General features: G+C 45.7%; 18 protein-coding genes. 16 read left to right on the forward strand and 2 right to left on the reverse strand.

Annotated elements, in window-relative coordinates; all coding sequences use genetic code 11:
• Positions 1–756, forward strand: coding sequence for a GIN domain-containing protein (locus tag IS446_RS06520; protein ID WP_203059205.1), 756 nt, complete (start codon positions 1–3; stop codon positions 754–756).
• Here the strand turns inward: IS446_RS06520 and gldA are convergent.
• Complete coding sequence (gene gldA, locus IS446_RS06525) at positions 747–1,649, reverse strand: gliding motility-associated ABC transporter ATP-binding subunit GldA (RefSeq protein WP_203059206.1); 903 nt, start codon at positions 1,647–1,649, stop codon at positions 747–749. The two genes, IS446_RS06520 and gldA, sit on opposite strands and share 10 nt — an antisense overlap.
• A gap of 309 nt (positions 1,650–1,958) precedes the next feature.
• On the opposite strand from gldA, the gene IS446_RS06530 reads away from it, so the two are divergent.
• The 4 genes from IS446_RS06530 to IS446_RS06545 are packed head-to-tail and all read left to right on the forward strand — an operon-like array spanning position 1,959 to position 5,893.
• Positions 1,959–2,783, forward strand: coding sequence for a prephenate dehydratase (locus tag IS446_RS06530; RefSeq protein WP_203059207.1), 825 nt, complete (start codon positions 1,959–1,961; stop codon positions 2,781–2,783).
• Complete coding sequence (locus IS446_RS06535; RefSeq protein ID WP_203059208.1) at positions 2,780–3,946, forward strand: pyridoxal phosphate-dependent aminotransferase; 1,167 nt, start codon at positions 2,780–2,782, stop codon at positions 3,944–3,946. Before IS446_RS06530 ends, IS446_RS06535 begins: the two co-directional genes overlap by 4 nt.
• Complete coding sequence (locus IS446_RS06540) at positions 3,943–4,800, forward strand: prephenate dehydrogenase (RefSeq protein WP_203059209.1); 858 nt, start codon at positions 3,943–3,945, stop codon at positions 4,798–4,800. The genes IS446_RS06535 and IS446_RS06540 overlap by 4 nt, the downstream gene beginning before the upstream one ends.
• A 10-nt stretch (positions 4,801–4,810) precedes the next feature.
• The gene (locus IS446_RS06545; protein WP_203059210.1) at positions 4,811–5,893 is read left to right on the forward strand and encodes a bifunctional 3-deoxy-7-phosphoheptulonate synthase/chorismate mutase type II; all 1,083 of its coding nucleotides are present in this window, start codon (positions 4,811–4,813) and stop codon (positions 5,891–5,893) included.
• 47 nt (positions 5,894–5,940) lie between these two features.
• On the opposite strand, the gene IS446_RS06550 is transcribed toward IS446_RS06545, so the two are convergent.
• Entirely contained in the window at positions 5,941–6,399 is a 459-nt protein-coding gene (locus IS446_RS06550) for a hypothetical protein (RefSeq protein ID WP_203059211.1), read from the reverse strand.
• An 85-nt stretch (positions 6,400–6,484) separates the two neighbouring features.
• On the opposite strand from IS446_RS06550, the gene rsgA reads away from it, so the two are divergent.
• The 11 genes from rsgA to IS446_RS06605 all read left to right on the forward strand — a co-directional run bounded on the left by rsgA (position 6,485) and on the right by IS446_RS06605 (position 18,616).
• Entirely contained in the window at positions 6,485–7,435 is a 951-nt protein-coding gene (gene rsgA, locus IS446_RS06555; protein ID WP_203059261.1) for a ribosome small subunit-dependent GTPase A, read from the forward strand.
• A 19-nt stretch (positions 7,436–7,454) separates the two neighbouring features.
• Positions 7,455–7,907: a D-aminoacyl-tRNA deacylase gene (gene dtd / locus IS446_RS06560; RefSeq protein ID WP_203059212.1), complete on the forward strand. Its 453-nt coding sequence runs from the start codon at positions 7,455–7,457 to the stop codon at positions 7,905–7,907.
• Positions 7,908–7,973: 66 nt separating this feature from the next.
• Positions 7,974–9,902 (forward strand): DUF3857 domain-containing protein, encoded by a 1,929-nt coding sequence (locus IS446_RS06565; RefSeq protein WP_203059213.1) that lies wholly within the window; start codon positions 7,974–7,976, stop codon positions 9,900–9,902.
• Between the two features lie 56 nt (positions 9,903–9,958).
• On the forward strand, positions 9,959–11,902 hold the full coding sequence (locus IS446_RS06570) for a DUF3857 domain-containing protein (RefSeq protein ID WP_203059214.1): 1,944 nt from the start codon (positions 9,959–9,961) through the stop codon (positions 11,900–11,902).
• Positions 11,903–11,906: 4 nt separating this feature from the next.
• A complete protein-coding gene (locus IS446_RS06575) occupies positions 11,907–12,233 on the forward strand; it encodes a nucleotide pyrophosphohydrolase (protein WP_203059215.1) in 327 nt (108 codons plus the stop codon).
• Positions 12,234–12,306: 73 nt separating this feature from the next.
• On the forward strand, positions 12,307–13,533 hold the full coding sequence (aroA, locus tag IS446_RS06580) for a 3-phosphoshikimate 1-carboxyvinyltransferase (protein ID WP_203059216.1): 1,227 nt from the start codon (positions 12,307–12,309) through the stop codon (positions 13,531–13,533).
• 339 nt (positions 13,534–13,872) lie between these two features.
• Positions 13,873–14,922, forward strand: coding sequence for a tRNA preQ1(34) S-adenosylmethionine ribosyltransferase-isomerase QueA (gene queA, locus IS446_RS06585; protein WP_203059217.1), 1,050 nt, complete (start codon positions 13,873–13,875; stop codon positions 14,920–14,922).
• A 135-nt stretch (positions 14,923–15,057) separates the two neighbouring features.
• On the forward strand, positions 15,058–16,101 hold the full coding sequence (rlmN, locus tag IS446_RS06590) for a 23S rRNA (adenine(2503)-C(2))-methyltransferase RlmN (RefSeq protein ID WP_203059218.1): 1,044 nt from the start codon (positions 15,058–15,060) through the stop codon (positions 16,099–16,101).
• Between the two features lie 68 nt (positions 16,102–16,169).
• Positions 16,170–17,147, forward strand: a complete 978-nt coding sequence (locus tag IS446_RS06595) for a polyprenyl synthetase family protein (RefSeq protein WP_203059219.1) — start codon at positions 16,170–16,172, stop codon at positions 17,145–17,147.
• Positions 17,148–17,331: 184 nt separating this feature from the next.
• Positions 17,332–17,922, forward strand: a complete 591-nt coding sequence (locus IS446_RS06600) for an RNA polymerase sigma factor (RefSeq protein WP_235996429.1) — start codon at positions 17,332–17,334, stop codon at positions 17,920–17,922.
• Positions 17,900–18,616 carry a hypothetical protein gene (locus IS446_RS06605; protein WP_203059220.1) on the forward strand — a complete coding sequence of 239 codons (717 nt, stop codon included), beginning with the start codon at positions 17,900–17,902 and terminating at the stop codon, positions 18,614–18,616. The genes IS446_RS06600 and IS446_RS06605 overlap by 23 nt, the downstream gene beginning before the upstream one ends.
• The last annotated feature ends 10 nt before the right edge of the window (positions 18,617–18,626 follow it).

Below are 18,626 nucleotides of genomic sequence, written 5' to 3' on the forward strand. Positions count from 1 at the left end.
ATGTTTAAGATCCTATGCAATACGATATTGTTGTTTTTGCTTATGGCAGGGGCACAGGGCTGTGATGTGAGTACGGACTGCCTTGGTTCGGCTGGAGAATCGGTACGCAGGGAAATAACGCTGTCTTCATTTGATGGGATCGTAGTCTATGAAGATATTGAACTTATTGTCGCAAAAGGAGAGGCGCAGAAGGTGGAAGTAATAGCGGGGAAGAATCTTATCGATGATGTTGCACTGGAGGTGGCAGAAGGTAAACTTATTGTAAGTACAAAAAGACCCTGCGCGTTCACTTCTGGGAACAAGGTGGTGCAATTAGTTGTAACCACGCCCGAGCTTTCGGAGATCAGAAGTTATACCCAGTATGCAGTACGCTCGGAGGGGGTGTTGGATTTCGATCGCCTGAGATTAATATCGGTAGTCTTATCAGAGACAACGGGGGTCGCTATTGGAGAATTCTTTTTGAATGTAGATGTCAATACCCTGGAGATAGAGGCCAATGTGCTGGCGAATTTTGAAATAAGCGGTAAAGCAGACCATTTACGGTTGCGAATGGTTGATAATTCCGTTCGTGGGTATATGCCCGATCTTGAGGTGATGACAGCCGATATTTATCACCGAAGTGCTCATGATATTACGATAAGGCCAACAGTTTCTGTTACCGGATCGCTTTGGGGTACAGGAGATCTGATCTTGCTTAATACACCTCCGGTGGTCGAGGTCGAAGAGAACTATACCGGAAAGGTGATCTATGATTGATCTGCCGTTAGTTCCCGGAAGAGGTTTTCCAGGTTCTTGTTCTTTTGGTTGAGTTGCAGGGTCTTTAATCCGTTGTCGTGGGCGAAATCAAAAACTGCCGGTCGCATATCCTTTTTGGTGCTGAACTTTAACTGGTACAGGAACCCCGCTACATTCTTAACCTCCGTAACGCCATGGATATTTTGCAATAAGACTTCTTCTACACGATAGTCGAATTCCACCTCAATGATCTGCTCCTGGTCTTCCTTAAGTGCAGTAAGTTGTTTGTCGGCTACGATAGTACCCTTTTTGATCATGATCACCCGATCGCACATGGCTTCTACCTCCTGCATGATGTGTGTAGACAACAGAACAGTTTTCTTTTTCCCGAGGCCCTTGATGAGCTCCCTGATGTCCATAAGCTGATTCGGGTCGAGTCCGGTGGTGGGTTCATCCAGGATCAGTACTTCTGGATCGTGGAGCAGGGCTGTGGCCAGGCCTACTCTTTGTTTGTACCCTTTAGACAACTCCCTGATCTTTTTGCCGGCTTCAGGGGTTAATCCGGTCATGGTGATCACCTCTTCTATACGCTCCTTACCCACTTTGTAGATCCCTGCGTTGAACTCAAGGTATTCGCGCACATACATGTCGGGGTAAAGCGGATTGTTCTCTGCCAGGTATCCTATACTTCGCTGTACGTCGCGTTTCTCTTGGTCTACCTGCTTTCCGTTAACCGCTGCCTTTCCGCCATCGGCTTCCAGGTAGGTGGTGAGGATCTTCATGAGGGTCGACTTTCCCGCACCATTGGGTCCTAAGAACCCAACGATCTCCCCCGTTTTGATGCTGAAACTTACGTTGTTAAGCGCTTTTTGGGCTCCATAGTTCTTGCTGAGGTTTTCTACTTGTATCGACATGCCGTAAAGAAAGTTTTAAAAGAGATTGAGAATTCTTAGCGATCGGGACTTAGGCCGGGGGAAAATATAAAAAAGAAGGCTGAAAATAAATATATCTTTAAAAAATAATGGTGGCACTTTGTTGTTTCGTTTTAATTTTTACCTTAGCATTAATCTTAGTTAAGAACGATGAACGCATCTAGCTATATCTGGACCTTCTTTTACTTCTACTTTTATTTTTTTAAAGGGGAGAAGGGGACCTGTATAGCATAATATTAAGCAACAATATTTAATATAAAGTCCCGGAGAAACCGGGACTTTTTTTTTGTTATGGATCAAAGAATCGCAATTCAGGGAATTAAAGGGTCATTCCACCATCAGGTCGTTATGGAATATTTTGGCGATAGCGCCGTAGAGGAGTGTATGTCTTTTGACGCCCTCGTTGATGCGGTGATCTCCAAAAAGGCCAATGCCGCTGTCATGGCTATAGAGAACTCCATAGCGGGCTCTATTATTCCGAACTATGCCCTGATCGATGCGAACAGGTTGCATATTATCGGTGAGCACTACCTGAATATTCACCATAACCTTATGGGGCTAAAGGGGCAAACCATAGAAGATATCAAGGAGGTTTACTCGCATCCCATGGCCTTGTTGCAGTGTAAGAAGTTCTTTAAGCAATACCCCCATATTAAATTGGTGGAAGATGCCGATACGGCAGAGGTGGCCCGACGTATCCACCAGGGGAATTTAAAAGGAGTAGGGGCTATTGCCGGAAAGGCGGCGGCCGGACTCTACGACCTGGAGATCCTGGCTGCCGAGATACAGACCATACGTAATAACGAGACCCGTTTTGTGGTGGTGCAACCCACAAATTCGGTGATCCCGACAGATAAGATCAATAAGGCTTCTATGAAGTTCGAGCTTGATCACAAAAGAGGCAGCCTTGCAACAGTGCTCAATGTTATGAGCGATTGCAAGCTGAACATGACCAAGATCCAGTCGTTGCCCATCATGGAGACACCCTGGAAATACGCCTTTTTTGTTGATGTCACTTTTGAAGACTATCAGCATTTCCAAAAGGCCAGATCGGTACTGGAGATCATGGCAGAAAAATTTAGAATTCACGGAGAGTATATAAATGCAAAACGATGATTGAACAAGCGCACAGATTAAACACGGTAGAAGAATACTATTTCTCACGTAAGCTGGCAGAGGTGCGAGCAATGATGGCGGATGGGAAGCCGGTGATCAATATTGGTATCGGAAGTCCTGATATGTCACCGTCGCCCGAAGTGCTCAAGGCACTTACCAGCGCTGTATATGAAGAAAATGCTCACCAATATCAGAGTTATCAGGGTATTCCTGAGCTTCGGGAAGCAGCTTCCGGTTTTTATCGGCGCTTCTTCCACGTAGAACTTGACCCGACGTCAGAGATCCTGCCGCTTATGGGGTCAAAAGAGGGGATCATGCATATTTCCATGGCCTTTCTCAATAAAGGCGATGAGGTGCTTATTCCCAATCCGGGATATCCCACCTATACTTCGGTAACCAACCTCGTGGAGGCCATACCAAGGTATTACGATCTCAATGCAGAAGGAAATTGGCTGCCCGATCTCGAGCAGTTGCAAAAAGAAGACCTGAGCAAGGTGAAGCTCATGTGGTTGAGTTATCCGCATATGCCAACCGGAGCAAAGGCTTCAAAAGAAGATTTTAAAAAGATCATTGACTTTGCAAGGGAGTATAACATCCTCCTGATCAATGACAACCCGTATAGCTTTGTTCTCAATCATGAACCTGTAAGTATTCTCGAGGTCGAAGGTGCAAGAGAGGTAGCGCTCGAGCTCAATTCCCTCAGTAAGAGCTTCAATATGGCCGGATGGAGAGTAGGCTTTGTCATGGGGAGTGCAAAATATCTGAGTTCCATACTTAAGGTAAAGAGCAATATGGATAGCGGTATGTTCTACGGTATCCAGAAAGGGGCTGTGAAAGCCCTTGAGCTCTCATCGCAATGGTATGCGAATCTCAATCGTGTGTATAAAGAACGCCGCGAATTGGTCTATGAACTGGCAAATTCCCTGGGGTGTGTATGCGACAGGGAAGCAGTGGGTATGTTCGTATGGGCAAAGATCCCGGAAGGTGCTTCGGGTGCCGAGGCATTTGCCGATGAGGTACTGTACACGAAGAACATTTTTATTACACCAGGAACGGTATTTGGTAGTAATGGCGAAGGCTATGTGCGCTTTTCCCTCTGCGTTAATGCAGATACCCTTGAGGAAGCGATTAGCAGATGTAGCGATAAAGATATAGCAGTATGAGAATATGTGTTGTTGGATTAGGACTTATCGGAGGATCGATCGCAAAAGACCTCAAGGCTTCGGGAGTGTATACGATTACCGGGATAGATCATAATGAGGATCACCTGAAGGAAGCCTTGTCCTTAGGGCTTATCGATAAGGCGGGTGATGAGAATGACCTGGCAAATACCGGGGTGGTGGTTGTAGCCATACCGGTAAATGCAGCTGTAGCGTTGTTGCCGGAGATCTTGGATAAGGTAGATGATGACACCCTGGTCATGGATGTGGGTTCTACCAAGGCCCTGGTATGCGACCGGGTGGCAAACCATCCTAAAAGACGTAATTTTCTGGCTACCCACCCTATTGCGGGAACTGAATTTTCCGGTCCTGCGGCAGCAGAGAGCGGTCTCTTCTCCGGAAAGACCAATATTGTTTGCGAGGTAGAGAAAACGGCATTTAAACTACAGGAACGCGCCAAAGATATCTTTGAGACCCTGGGCATGCGTATTCGCTATATGGATCCTAAATCTCATGATAAACATATTGCATATGTATCCCACCTTTCGCATATTAGTTCGTTCATGCTGGGGAAAACAGTGATCCAGGAAGAACGTAACGAAAGAGATATTTTCGATATGGCGGGAAGTGGATTTGAAAGTACCGTGCGACTGGCAAAAAGTTCGCCGGCTATGTGGACTCCCATATTCAAGCACAACCGTGAGAACGTCATGGAAACGCTTGACGGGTATATAGAAAATCTGCGGCATTTCCGTGACCTGCTGGCCGAAGAGAACTACGAGGCTATCTATAGCGAAATGGAGAACACCAACAGGATCAAGGATATATTAAAAGGAATTACAATAAAAACTTTATAAGAGTTAACCAATGAAAAATACACCGGAACTAAGAAATTGGCTCGATAACTTAAAATTAGAACACCCTGTGGTGATCGCCGGGCCGTGTAGTGCAGAAACCGAAGAACAAGTGTTGGGCATAGCGCACCAACTTAAAGATACCGATGTTAATTACTTTCGCGCTGGGATCTGGAAACCCAGAACACGCCCCGGGAATTTTGAGGGAGTTGGGGCTATAGGCCTCAACTGGTTGAAGCGTGCAAAGGAAGAGACCGGATTAAAGATCGCGACCGAAGTGGCGAATAAGAACCACGTAGAGCTCGCCCTGGAGGCCGATGTGGATATGCTGTGGATCGGTGCCCGTTCTACTGTGAGTCCGTTCATTGTTCAGGAGATCGCCGATGCCCTGAAAGGAACCGATAAGATCGTACTCCTTAAGAATCCGGTAAACCCTGACCTGTCGTTGTGGCTCGGAGGTATCGAGCGCCTATATAAGAGCGATATCAAAAACCTTGGCGTGATCCATCGTGGATTCTCAACCTATGAGAAGACCAAATACCGCAATATCCCGGAATGGCAGATCGCTATCGAATTGCAGAACAGATTCCCTGACCTGCCTTTGATCTGCGACCCTTCGCATATTACCGGAAAACGCGATATGATCTATGACGTGTCTCAGACGGCACTGGACCTTAACTTTGACGGACTCATGGTAGAAACCCATACCGATCCCGATAACGCATGGAGTGATGCCGCACAGCAGGTAACTCCGGATTCCCTGGTGCAGATCATGAAAGACCTTAAGATCAGGAAAGAGACCGACCCGGAAAGTGAGTACAATATGAAGCTCGATAATTTAAGAGCTCAGATCGATTTTATCGATAACAGTATGATCGATCTGCTGGGAAGAAGAATGAAGGTGTCTGATAATATCGGGGCGTTGAAGAAATCTCGAAACGTTGCGGTGCTGCAAACTAAGCGATGGAATGAGATCCTTGGTAAGATGATACTTGAGGGGGAGCAACACGGACTTAGTGAAGAATTCGTGCTGCGAATCTTTAAGGCGATCCACCAGGAATCGATCAACCACCAGGAGAAGATCCTTAATAAGTAACCATAAAAAAGCGGCTTTTTTCAAGCCGCTTTTTTATTTGCTGGTCTTTAGTCTTGGGTTAACGGTCTTTTGAAGATGAATCGGGTAATAAAGATCCCGTTACCGTCCTGCTCCCCCGCATCGCTTTCTACACCACTGGTAACAAAGGCGAGCTCCCAGCCGTTTTCGGAAAGATCGTTTAATTTCGAAGTGATCACCGCATCATTGGCCGCGATATTCTGGAAACGGATGCCGGTGAGATTGTAAAAATTAAGCAGTTTGGTTTCTTCAAAATTCTTTACCCTTATGTCTTCTCGTTTAGATCGGTTACGACTGTCGTCTTCTTCGCTGCGCTTTGAGGTGTAGTCCTGGTAATTGCGATCTTCATCTGAAGAGATAAGCCGGGAACGTCCCAGGCCGGCTGGCACGATTGATTCAACACTTGTTATTACCATGTATTCGTAGGTTTGAGAAAGTGCTTCGCCGGTAATAAATACGATGAAAATGAAGGTGAAGAGCTTTTTCATATTTTTATCAGATTAATGGTATGCTGTATTAAATGTAGTTAATTTTGCTTTTTAAATATCTAATATTCAAGTTTCAGACCCTATGATCACAGGAACAGTGTATAAATCAACCGGTAGCTGGTATAGCGTGAAAACCGCCGAAGGCCAATTTTACGATTGCCGCATTAAGGGGAAGTTCCGTATCAAAGGGATCAAGAGTACCAATCCGCTTGCTGTTGGCGACAAAGTAAACTTTGAATTGGAGACCAATGGGGATGAAACCTACGGGGTGATCTCAGAGATCCTGGACAGAAGGAATTACGTGGTTCGAAAATCGGTGAATCTTTCGAAGCGTACGCATATCATTGCCGCAAATGTAGACCTGGCATTTCTTTTGGTAACGATCGACAATCCGAAGACCTTTACCGATTTTATCGATCGTTTCCTGGTAACGGCCGAAGCATACGATATTACGCCTGTGCTTCTTTTTAATAAAATAGATACCTATGATCCTGAACAATTGTTCGAGGTCAAATACCTGCGCTCCATCTATGAAAAGATCGGATACCAATGTATGGAGCTGTCGGCAGTAACCGGTGAAGGGGTCGATGGTTTAAAAGACTTGATGCAGGGTAAAACCAGTATGTTCTCCGGGCATTCCGGAGTAGGGAAGTCTACACTTATCAATGCCTTGCAACCCGGGTTGGAACTCCGTACAGCAGAAATATCAGAACAGCATAAACAAGGACAACATACCACCACCTTTGCCGAAATGTTCGACCTCGAATTTGATGCACAGATCATCGATACTCCGGGAATAAGAGGTTTCGGGATCGTGGATATGGAAAAAGAGGAGGTGGGAGATTATTTTCCTGAGTTCTTTGCCTTGAAAAGTGAATGTAAGTTTAATAACTGCCTGCATGTAGACGAGCCTAAATGTGCGGTAAAAGAAGCTCTGGAAAACGACGAGATCTCGTGGAGTCGTTATAAGAGCTACCTGCAGATCATTGAGGGGGAAGACGAAAACTACCGCACCGATAACTACACAGCAGATTGATCAAATACCTTGATTTTTTATGAGAGTGGTCATTCAACGGGCAAAACAAGCCAGTGTGATTTCTGATGGAGTGCCAACCGCCAATATAGAAAAAGGTCTGGTGGTATTGCTCGGAATCGAAAACTCCGATACACAAGAAGATGTGAGCTGGCTGTGCCGTAAGATCGCCGGTCTCCGAATTTTTAACGACGATCAGGGGGTGATGAATCTTTCTGTAAAGGATGTTCAGGGAGACGTGATCGTCGTCAGTCAATTCACCTTACATGCCGCTACCAAAAAAGGCAATCGCCCTTCTTACATCCGTGCTGCCGGTCCTGAAACAGCCATTCCGCTCTACGAGAATTTTATTGCCGGAATAGAACGGGAGATCGGGAAGAAGCCCGGAACCGGGGTATTCGGGGCTCATATGGAAGTGAGTCTGATCAATGATGGTCCTGTTACGATATTGATTGACAGTAAGAACAGGGAATAATTACCTTTCGTTTCTTTTCGTATGTGCGGAAAATACTTACATTTATAGCAAATATTTTCTACACTCATGTCCAGAATCCTTCTCGCTATCGTATGGGGTGTTGTGTGTTTTAATACTACAATTGCCCAGGATTACAGCACTTTTCTCATTCCCGAAGACCTTAAACACAATTCAAATGCCGTAGTACGTAAAGATCAGGTGCGCTACGAAATGTCTGATCAGGATAAATTTGAAGTTCAGGCTACCTGGGCGATCACCGTCTTTAATAAGGACGGACTCGAATTTCTGTATCCCGTTGTAGGGTACAGCCCTTCTGTAAAGGTGAAAAAGGTGGAGGCTGTGATCTACGACCGTAAGGGAGAGCGCCTGGAGAAATTCCGCGAGCGTGATTTTCACGATATCAGTGCGGTTAGCGGTGGAACCTTATATTCTGAAAGCAGACGACTGTACCTTGACTATACTCCGGTTTCGTATCCCTTTACCATGGAGTTCTCCTATGAGGTTACGACTGCCAACACTTCAGGAGCGGGAATGCGATTCTTAATGGGGTATGATATTAGTTCGGAACTGGCCGAGTTCGAAATGATATACGCCGAAGGGTTAGAACCTCCAAGGATCCGGGAGATGCACCTGGAAGGTCTGGATCTTCAAAAGGAAGTGACCCCGGGTAGGGTGTATTATGTTGCCAAAAATGTCAAGGCTATAAAAGATGAGTACATGGCCCCTGAGTTCAGTAAGATCGCTCCGCAGATAGAGATCGCGATGAATGCCTTTCACCATGAGGGTAAAGATGGCTATGGGGCGAACTGGGAAGAAATAGGCGCCTGGATGTATTCCGATATCTTAAGCGGACGACAGGAGATCTCTGAAGCGACAAAACAAGAGGTAAGAGCCCTTACCGATGGTGTAGATGATGTCTACGAAAAGAGTAAGATCGTATACAATTATGTGCAGGATCAAACTCGTTATATCAGTGTGCAGGTGGGTATCGGAGGTATTCAGCCTATTGCGGCTATCGATGTTGATAAGGTGAAATACGGCGACTGTAAAGGGTTAACCAATTACACCATCGCCCTGTTAAAAGAAGTGGGCGTTGAAGCGTATTACGTGCATGTGGAATCCGGAGCCGGTATCTATGATTTTCCGGAAGATTTTGCCAGCCTGGGAGCCGGAGATCATGTGATCCTGGCCATACCCTATGAAGATGACTATATCTGGTCTGACTGTACCTCTAAGATCCATCCTTTCGGATTCCTGGGAGATTTTACCGATAACCGCAATGTACTTGTGATCACCCCGGAGGGCGGAAAGCTCGGACACACCGTTGCCTATCTGGATCATTCGAATGGTCTGGTTACGAAGGCCGACTGTCACCTTACAGAAGATGGTGCGCTAAAAGGAAAGGTTTCGCTAACGGCTACAGGGATACAATACGACCGGTACTTTTCAAAGTGGGAGATGACCAGGGATGAACAGGATATTAAAAATTGGTATTCCCGTTTCTGGTCCTATCTCAACGGGTTTACCCTAAAAGACTACAGCTATGATAACAATAAAGATGAAGTGGTGTTGAAAGAAGACCTGGAGGTTGAGGTGGAAAGCTATATGTCTGAGGCTGGCGACCAATTTCTGCTTCACCTCAATTCTTTTAATCGCAAGATCCAATTGCCCGACCGTTACAGAAACCGGAAATTACCTTTTCAAATTAAACGCGGATTTTTAGATCAGGATGAATACACCTATCATCTGCCGGAAGGGTATCGCCTGGCAGACCTGCCTGCTTCAGAAACCATAGAAACCGAATTTGGCATCTATGAGGTCTCCTGTTCCCTCCTCGATGCACAAACGGTGATCTATAAACGGTCTCTGCTGTTAAAGAGCGGATCGTATCCTAAAGATAAATACAAAGATTTCAGGGCTTTTATGAAAAAGGTTAACTCCCTGGATAACGCTAAGGTACTGCTGGTGCCCGATGGGGAGTTGGCAGAGAAATAAAATAACGCAACCCAAACCACCTTATAACCGATCATTAAACCAAACACCAAATTACAATGAGATCTACATCTTTATTAACCATCATCTTGGTGGTTTTTACGCTCACCTTGGGTAATTCCCAGAATTTTAAGTTCAGGAAAGTGTCAAAGGAAGAGGTCATGGAAAAGGAACATCCCCTGGAGAAGGATGCCGAGGCGGCCTATCTCTATCATTACCGAAGTTCCTATTATACCTTTCAGGGAGATGGTATACAGTTAACTACAGACATCCATCAACGTGTTAAGATCTACACTGATGAAGGCTTTCCGTATGCCGAATTCGAGATCGGATTGTATGATGGAGGTAGTGGATCGGAGCGCCTGGTTGGTCTTAAAGCCTACACGTACAATATAGAGAACGGTAAGCTGGAGGAATATAAGCTCGATAAGGACGATATCTTTAAAGAGGAGATCAATGAGTACAGGACCAAGGTTTCTTTTACCATGCCTAATGTCAAAGAAGGTTCTGTGGTCGAGGTTCGTTATACGGTGAATTCTACCTATTATTTTAGTATCGATCCGTTTCGTTTCCAATACGGTATTCCGGTGAACAAGCTGGAAGCGAAATTTAGTGCTCCCAAGACCTTTACCTTTAACATGAGAAACAAAGGGTACTATTTTGTGAATCCGAAGGTGGAGAGTAAGCAAAATCCACACACCCAGACCGTAGATATGTCTTATGTGTATAACGAGTCTGATATTCCTTCCCTAAAAGCGGAGCCCTTTGTGGATAATATCGAAAACTACAGGGCTGGGGTGAATTTTGAACTTTCTAAGATCGAGATCCCCGGTTCTTACTACAAGAGCTTTACCCAAACCTGGGAAGACGTAACCAAATTTATTTACGAGAGCGGACTGGAGGCTGAATTGAAGAAGGAAGGGTATTTCAGGGAAGACCTGGACCCTGTATTACAAAAAAACTCCGGCCAGGGCGAGCGCATAGCCGCAGTTTTCGAATTTGTGAAGGCCAGAATGAACTGGGACGAAACCTATGGTTACAGCGCACGTAACGGAGTTCGAAAAGCCTATAAGGAAACCACGGGTAATGTAGCCGATATCAACCTGATGCTTATCGCTATGTTGCGGTATGCAGGTTTTATGGCCAATCCGATCCTGGTAAGTACAAAATCCCACGGTATCCCAATTTTCCCTACTTCAGACGGATTCAATTATGTGGTTGCTGCGGTAGAACTGGATGGACAGCTCGTGCTGCTCGATGCTACCTCCAAACTTGCCGTGCCTAATATTATGCCCTACCGGGTGTTGAACTGGAATGGAAGGCTCATTCGCGAAGACGGGAGTTCAGTTTCCGTAGACCTTAGCCCTTCAAAAAAGGCTAAAAATATGATCAATCTGAGCGTGCAGGTCAATGAGGATGGTAGTGTAAAAGGGCGAGTGCGTAAGCAGTATACCCATCACCGGGCATATGGCTTCAGAAATGAAAATGTAAATATGATCGAAGAAGAATACCTTCAGGAACTCGAGAACGAATACTCCGGGATCGAGATCGAAAATTATGAGATAGAGAACCTGAAGAATCCCTACCAGCCGGTAGTGGAGAACTTCGAGTTTTATAAAGACGAAGGGGTAGAGTCGATCTCCGGGAAGATGTTCCTTGAGCCTTTAATGTTCTTTACGACCACCGAGCATCCCTTTAAATCAGAAAAAAGAGAGTATCCCGTAGACTTCCTGTTTCCGCAAACAGACTCATACATGGTTAATTATATGTTGCCACAAGGCTATCAGGTAGAATCTCTGCCTGAAAGTACTAAATTTGTGCTGCCTGATAATCTGGGAAGTTTTCTGTATCAGATCGTAAACCGCGGTAATGTGTTACAGCTAAGAGTGAGCACGGACCTGAATACCGATGTGGTTTCATCTGAGTATTACGAGCATTTGAGAACCTTCTTCAGAGAAATGATCAAGAAAGAGGCAGAGAAAATTGTAATCACCAAAGCATAACAACATGAATATTAAAGATGCCCAATTGGCGGTAGATGAATGGATCAAAGAACACGGGGTGCGCTATTTTAATGAATTGACCAATATGGCTCAGCTTACCGAAGAGGTCGGTGAGGTGGCAAGGATCATTGCCAGGAGATATGGAGAACAGAGTGAAAAGGAGAGTGATAAGGATAAGGACCTGGGAGAAGAGCTGGCCGATGTGGTATTTGTGGTACTTTGTCTCGCCAATCAAACCGGGATCGACCTACAGGGGGCTTTTGACCGTAAAATGGAGAAGAAGACCAAACGCGATCACGACCGGCATCACAACAATGAAAAACTAAAATAAAAGCTTTAAAAGATTCCCGTAACTGCGGGAATCTTTTTTATTTTTATCGGCCTATCCCAAAAAAAAACGCGCATTGAGATTAAGGCTTACATTTCCGGAAAAGAATATTAATGGAAAGATCCGTGTTACCGGGTCTAAGAGTGAAAGTAACCGTTTACTATTGTTAAAGGCGCTTTATCCGAACCTTGAAGTGACCAACCTATCGAATTCTGACGATACCGGCGTTATGCTTCAGGGCTTGGAAAAGGAGCGGGGTACGGTGGATATTCATCATGCGGGAACCGCAATGCGTTTTCTTACCGCCTATTTTGCTACCCAACCGGAAAAGGAAGTTGTGCTCACCGGGTCGCAACGTATGAAGGAAAGGCCGATAGCTATTTTGGTTGATGCCCTGAAAAGCCTGGGATCCGATATTCAATACATGGAAAATGAAGGCTACCCGCCACTTCGCGTTCGCGGAACGGCTATTACAAACCCTAAGGTGACCATGGCCGCTAATGTGAGCAGTCAGTACATTTCTGCATTACTGCTTATAGCCCCTGCTTTGGAAAACGGTTTGGAACTACACCTGGAAGGAAAGATCACTTCTGTTCCCTATATCAAAATGACCCTGTCTTTGCTAAACGAGATCGGGGTGGAAACCGATTTTCACGGTGGTGTCATTAGGGTGAGTCCGTTAAGAGCTGCCAAAGCGCGTACACTAACCGTTGAGTCAGACTGGAGTTCGGCATCGTATTTTTACAGCCTGGCTGCTATCGCTAACCAAAGTTCAATTGAACTGGAAAGCTATAAGTCAAACAGCCTGCAGGGTGATAGTGTATTGCAAGAGATCTATCCGGCACTGGGAGTGAGTACCTCCTTCGATGGTCATCGATTGCTGTTGACCTGTGATGGAGATGGACAACCGTCGGAAAGACTCGTGCTTGACCTGGCCAATGCACCCGATATCGCCCAGACCATTGCGGTAAGCTGTTTTGCCAAAGGGGTGGGGTGTGAATTAACCGGACTGCATACCCTGAAGATCAAAGAGACCGACAGGCTTGAAGCACTTAAAACGGAGCTCCAAAAACTTGGGGCTGATATTCGCGTTACCAACGAAGCGCTGTACCTTGAGCCGGGCGGACAGATCAAAACTGAGGTAGCCATTGATACCTATAACGATCATCGTATGGCTATGGCCTTTGCCCCCTTGGCTGTTAAAGTGCCTTTGATCATTAACGATGCGGAGGTGGTGTCCAAATCATACCCCGATTTCTGGACCGATATGCAAGCTCTTGGATTTCATGTGGAATCGTGTTAAGGAGCTGTCCGGATCTTACCCTGATCTCGGGACCGATAAGCAAGCCTTTTGATTTTATATAGAATCTTGACAAGGGTGAATTTTACTTGTGAGGCATCGTAACCACGAAACCTCCCCTCTAGCCGCAAAGACACAACATTGATTGGCAGGGAAATAATTGGCGATTTGCTTGACAACCCCTGTACCGATATTGTATATTTGCTCCCTCCCGGGCGATTCCTGTAAGAAAAGAACGTATAATTTATTATTCTCTAGAGATCACCGTCTTTGTGCCTGTATTTCGCCGGGTTCTGGTTTCAGAAAAATTACAGCAAAAAGGCCGGTAAAATAAATATGGCTATGAAATTATCAAACTTCAACTTTGAGCTCCCAAAAGAACTGCTTGCTGAATACCCTTCGGAAAATCGCGATGAAGCCCGTTTGATGGTCATTCACCGTGAAACCGGTGAGATCGAACATAAGATGTTCAAAGACCTTATCGATTATTTTGATGAAGGCGATGTAATGGTGCTTAACAATACCAAGGTATTCCCTGCCCGTTTGTTCGGAAACAAGGAGAAAACCGGAGCCAGGATCGAGGTTTTCCTGCTTAGGGAACTCAATGTAGAGCAGCGCCTCTGGGATGTGCTCGTAGACCCTGCAAGAAAGATCCGTATTGGTAATAAGCTGTATTTTGGAGAAGATGAAAGCCTGGTAGCTGAGGTGATCGATAACACTACTTCCAGAGGACGTACCCTTAGATTCCTCTATGATGGTTCGTATGAGGAATTCAGAAAGAAATTAAACGAGCTGGGTGAAACCCCGCTTCCTAAATACATCAAAAGAGATGTAGAGCCTGAGGACGAGGAGCGTTATCAGACCATCTATGCCAAAGAAGAAGGAGCAGTAGCTGCGCCAACCGCCGGACTGCACTTTTCAAAGCACCTCCTCAAGCGTCTTGAGATCAAGGGTATTGATTTTGCAGAAATGACCCTTCACGTTGGGCTGGGTACCTTTAACCCTGTTGAGGTAGAAGACCTTTCTAAACACAAAATGGATAGTGAGGAGCTCTTTATTAGCGAAAAAGCTGCCGATATCGTAAACAAGGCAAAGAGTAATAAAAGAAAGGTTTGTGCTATCGGTACCACGGTAATGCGCGGCCTGGAAAGTTCTGTATCTTCAGAGCAAACCCTGAATCCTTATGAAGGGTGGACCAATAAGTTCATCTTCCCTCCTTATGAATTCAGTATTGCCGATTGTATGGTAACCAACTTCCATACACCAAAATCGACCCTCCTTATGATGATCTCTGCCTTTGTTGGACACGATCTGATGATGAAGGCATACAAGGAGGCCGTTAAAGAAAAATATAAGTTCTACTCATACGGCGATGCGATGCTCATTCTCTAAGTGAGTCATGGCATACGTTATTAGAAAATATAAAGACCCCGGAATACCACCGGGGTTTTTTATCAAACAGCTGTTTGTGGCCATATCAAGAACAGGCTTTAATTAAGCAGCTAAATCGCTTATCTTTGCACAATTATGCAGGACACGAAGAAAGATATCAGGGCCTTGACCCGTGAGCAATTGAGAGCCTTTTTTGTTGACCGGGGCGATAAAGCCTTTCGCGGCAATCAGGTGTATGAATGGTTGTGGAGTAAATCGGCCCATACCTTTGAGGAAATGACCAATATTTCCCTGGAGACCCGCGAGATCCTGGAAGCCCATTTTGTGATCAATCACATTCGCGTTGACCAAATGCAGCGAAGTAACGATGGTACCATAAAGAATGCTGTCAGGCTTCACGACGGACTGGTGGTCGAGTCGGTACTTATACCTACCCCCTCGAGAACCACGGCCTGTGTCTCCAGTCAGGTAGGGTGTAGCCTGGATTGTAAATTTTGTGCGACTGCGAAGCTTAAACGCATGCGCAACCTGAATCCCGATGAGATCTATGACCAGGTCGTTGCCATTGATAACGAGAGCAGGTTGTATTTTGACCGCCCCCTGAGCAATATTGTTTTTATGGGGATGGGAGAGCCACTCATGAACTACAATAATGTGATCAAGGCCATTGATAAGATCACGTCGAAAGACGGATTGGGCATGTCGCCAAGACGAATTACCGTCTCGACCTCCGGTGTGCCAAAAATGATCCGGAAACTGGCAGACGACGAAGTAAAGTTCAAGCTTGCCGTATCCCTCCACTCGGCTATTGACGAGGTGAGAACCTCGATCATGCCGTTTAACGAACATTTCCCGTTATCCGAACTCAGAGCAGCCCTTGAGTATTGGTATGAGAAAACCAAGAGTAAGATCACCTATGAGTATGTGGTCTGGAAAGGGGTCAATGACCGCATTGAAGACGTTCGTGCCCTGGTGCAATTTTGTCGTTTCGCACCCTCTAAGGTCAATCTTATCGAATATAATCCCATAGGTGATGAGCAGTTTCGTCAGGCCGATTTCGCTGCCATACAGATGTATCAAAGAGAATTGGAGCGCAATGGGATCACGGTAACTGTAAGGCGTTCAAGAGGAAAGGATATTGATGCTGCCTGCGGACAGCTGGCCAATAAAAAGGGCTGAAGCATATGATCAAATTGCCAGTGAACATTGTCTTAAAATACCTTCAAAATAGTATATTTGAGAACTAGATGAAGGTCGTAGAGCAAATAAAAGAACCCATTCATGAGGAGATGGAACTTTTTGAAAAGAAGTTTCATGATGCCATGTCTTCAAGGGTTGCTCTACTTAACAGGATCTCCCATTATATCGTTAACCGCAAAGGGAAGCAAATGCGCCCTATGTTCGTATTTCTGGTGGCTAAAATGGCTTCCGGAGGTAAGGTGAACGAGCGTACCTACAGGGGCGCTTCGGTTATCGAGCTCATTCACACGGCAACCCTTGTTCATGATGATGTGGTAGACGACAGTAATCGCAGAAGAGGGTTTTTCTCTATCAATGCCCTCTGGAAGAATAAGATCGCTGTACTTGTTGGAGACTACCTCCTGTCTAAGGGGCTTCTGCTTTCTATCGATCACGGTGACTTCGACCTGTTAAAGATCATTTCGGTAGCCGTACGTGAAATGAGTGAAGGAGAATTGCTGCAGATCGAAAAAGCCCGCCGTCTCGATATTACAGAAGAAGTCTATTATGAGATCATAAGGCAAAAAACAGCCACCCTTATCGCTGCCTGTTGTGCCCTGGGCGCCTGCTCTGTGACCAACGACGAAGAAGAAGTGGAGCGCATGCGCCGTTTTGGTGAATTGATAGGAATGGCCTTTCAGATCAAAGACGACCTGTTTGATTATACCGATGGTCCTATCGGAAAGCCTACCGGTATCGATATTAAAGAGCAAAAAATGACCCTGCCGCTTATCTATAGCCTTAACCAGGCGGATAGACCTAAAAAGCGCTGGATCATCAATTCGGTTAAGAATCACAATAAGGACAAGGTCCGGGTGCGTGAACTTATTGCCTACGTAAAGTCTTCCGGCGGACTGGAATATGCAGAGCAAAAAATGTTCGCCTTCCAAAAGGAGGCTTTGGATATTCTCAATACCTATCCTAAAACGCCCTACCGGGATGCCCTGGAGCTCATGGTGAATTACGTGATCGAACGTAAAAAGTAGCCTTCAGGAGGTTATGCCGCCCTGGTATGGGTGTCGAATCTTTCTTCAATTTCACCTGTTTTTCTGTAACATTTTAGCGATTTGAGCTTCTTTTAAATAAAGTGGCAGGGAATTTTTTCAAAAAAAATACAATTCCCGGGCAACCCGATATGCTTTTTCTGCGTCTGTATAAACAGAAGACCAAATGAAACCTTTGTTGAAAGTAGTTAGCTTACATAACCATCTGTCATCGCTCATCAAGAGGGCTAAAGCCGGCGATCGTGAGGCTCAGAACGAGATCTACAAGCGATATGCTCCAAAGATGCTGGGTGTTTGCAGGAGCTATGTGAGCGATCTTCAGTATGCTGAAGATATTATGGTAACGGGCTTTTTCAAGGTTTTTGATCAGATCTCAAAATTCAGGGAAGAGGGGAGCTTCGAAGGATGGATGCGGCGTATTATGGTACGCCAGTGTATCGATCATCTGAGAAAGAAAAGACCGGAGCAATTTGTAGATCCTTCTGAAGACGCCTTGTTAGACGGGGCTGATCCCGGAAATTGGTCTGATACTCTGGAGGTAGAATTACTGCAGCGCCTTATAGATGATATGCCGGAGGGCTATCGTTCGGTATTTCTCTTGTATGCCGTTGAAGGGTATCAGCATAAAGAGATCGCAGCTGTTCTCAATATCTCTGAGAGCACGTCTAAAACACAGTTGTTTAAGGCCCGCAAGTTGCTTCAGCATAAGCTGGTCGAAATTAAGGATAAAGCATATGAAGTCAGAAGAATTCGATAAACAAGTCCGGTCTGCCCTGGAACATCGGGAGATCCAGCCTAGCGAAAATGCATGGGAGAAACTGCAGTCGCAATTAGACGAGCAGGAATCCGGTGGCTCAAATAGCCAAAAGATCTGGTGGTTCGCCGCGGCTGTAGCGGGTATTATCCTGATCGTGTCCGGATTTCTATATACTCCCGACGACCGCATCGATACGTTTCCGATAGCAGAGCAAGAGGCAGCGCCGGAAGCACTTCCTGATAAGTCATCGGAGGTGATCCCAGAACGTCCTGTGCAGGAGCCGCAACCGGAAGGAGAGATCGCTTTAGAAGTAACCGATCTGACCAAAGCTGTTGTCGCGACGCCACGTCAGAATAAAAATTCTCCGGCTATAGCTCCATCAGATCATTCGGAAATGCAGAAACCTGAGACCATTGTGGAAGAGCTCCATGAAGAGTCGGCTCAAGCGGTCGTAGCCGTTGCCGATGAGGTGTCTCCGGACGAAGCGTATAACAAGGAGGTCGATGCCCTCCTGGAAGCTGCTATGCGTGAGGTTGGTGCCGGAGATCTTCAGACTCAAAAGAAAGTAGATGCAGCGGCATTGCTGGCCGATGTTGAAGAAGAGCTGGACCGTAACTTCAAGGATAAGGCATTGGACGCTATCAAAAAGAAGATCGTTAAACTTCGATCGGCTGTAGCCGACAGAAACGAATAGTTCATTCATT

The sequence above is a fragment of the Robertkochia sediminum genome, from assembly GCF_016786255.1.
GTDB classification, from domain to species: Bacteria; Bacteroidota; Bacteroidia; order Flavobacteriales; family Flavobacteriaceae; genus Robertkochia; species Robertkochia sediminum.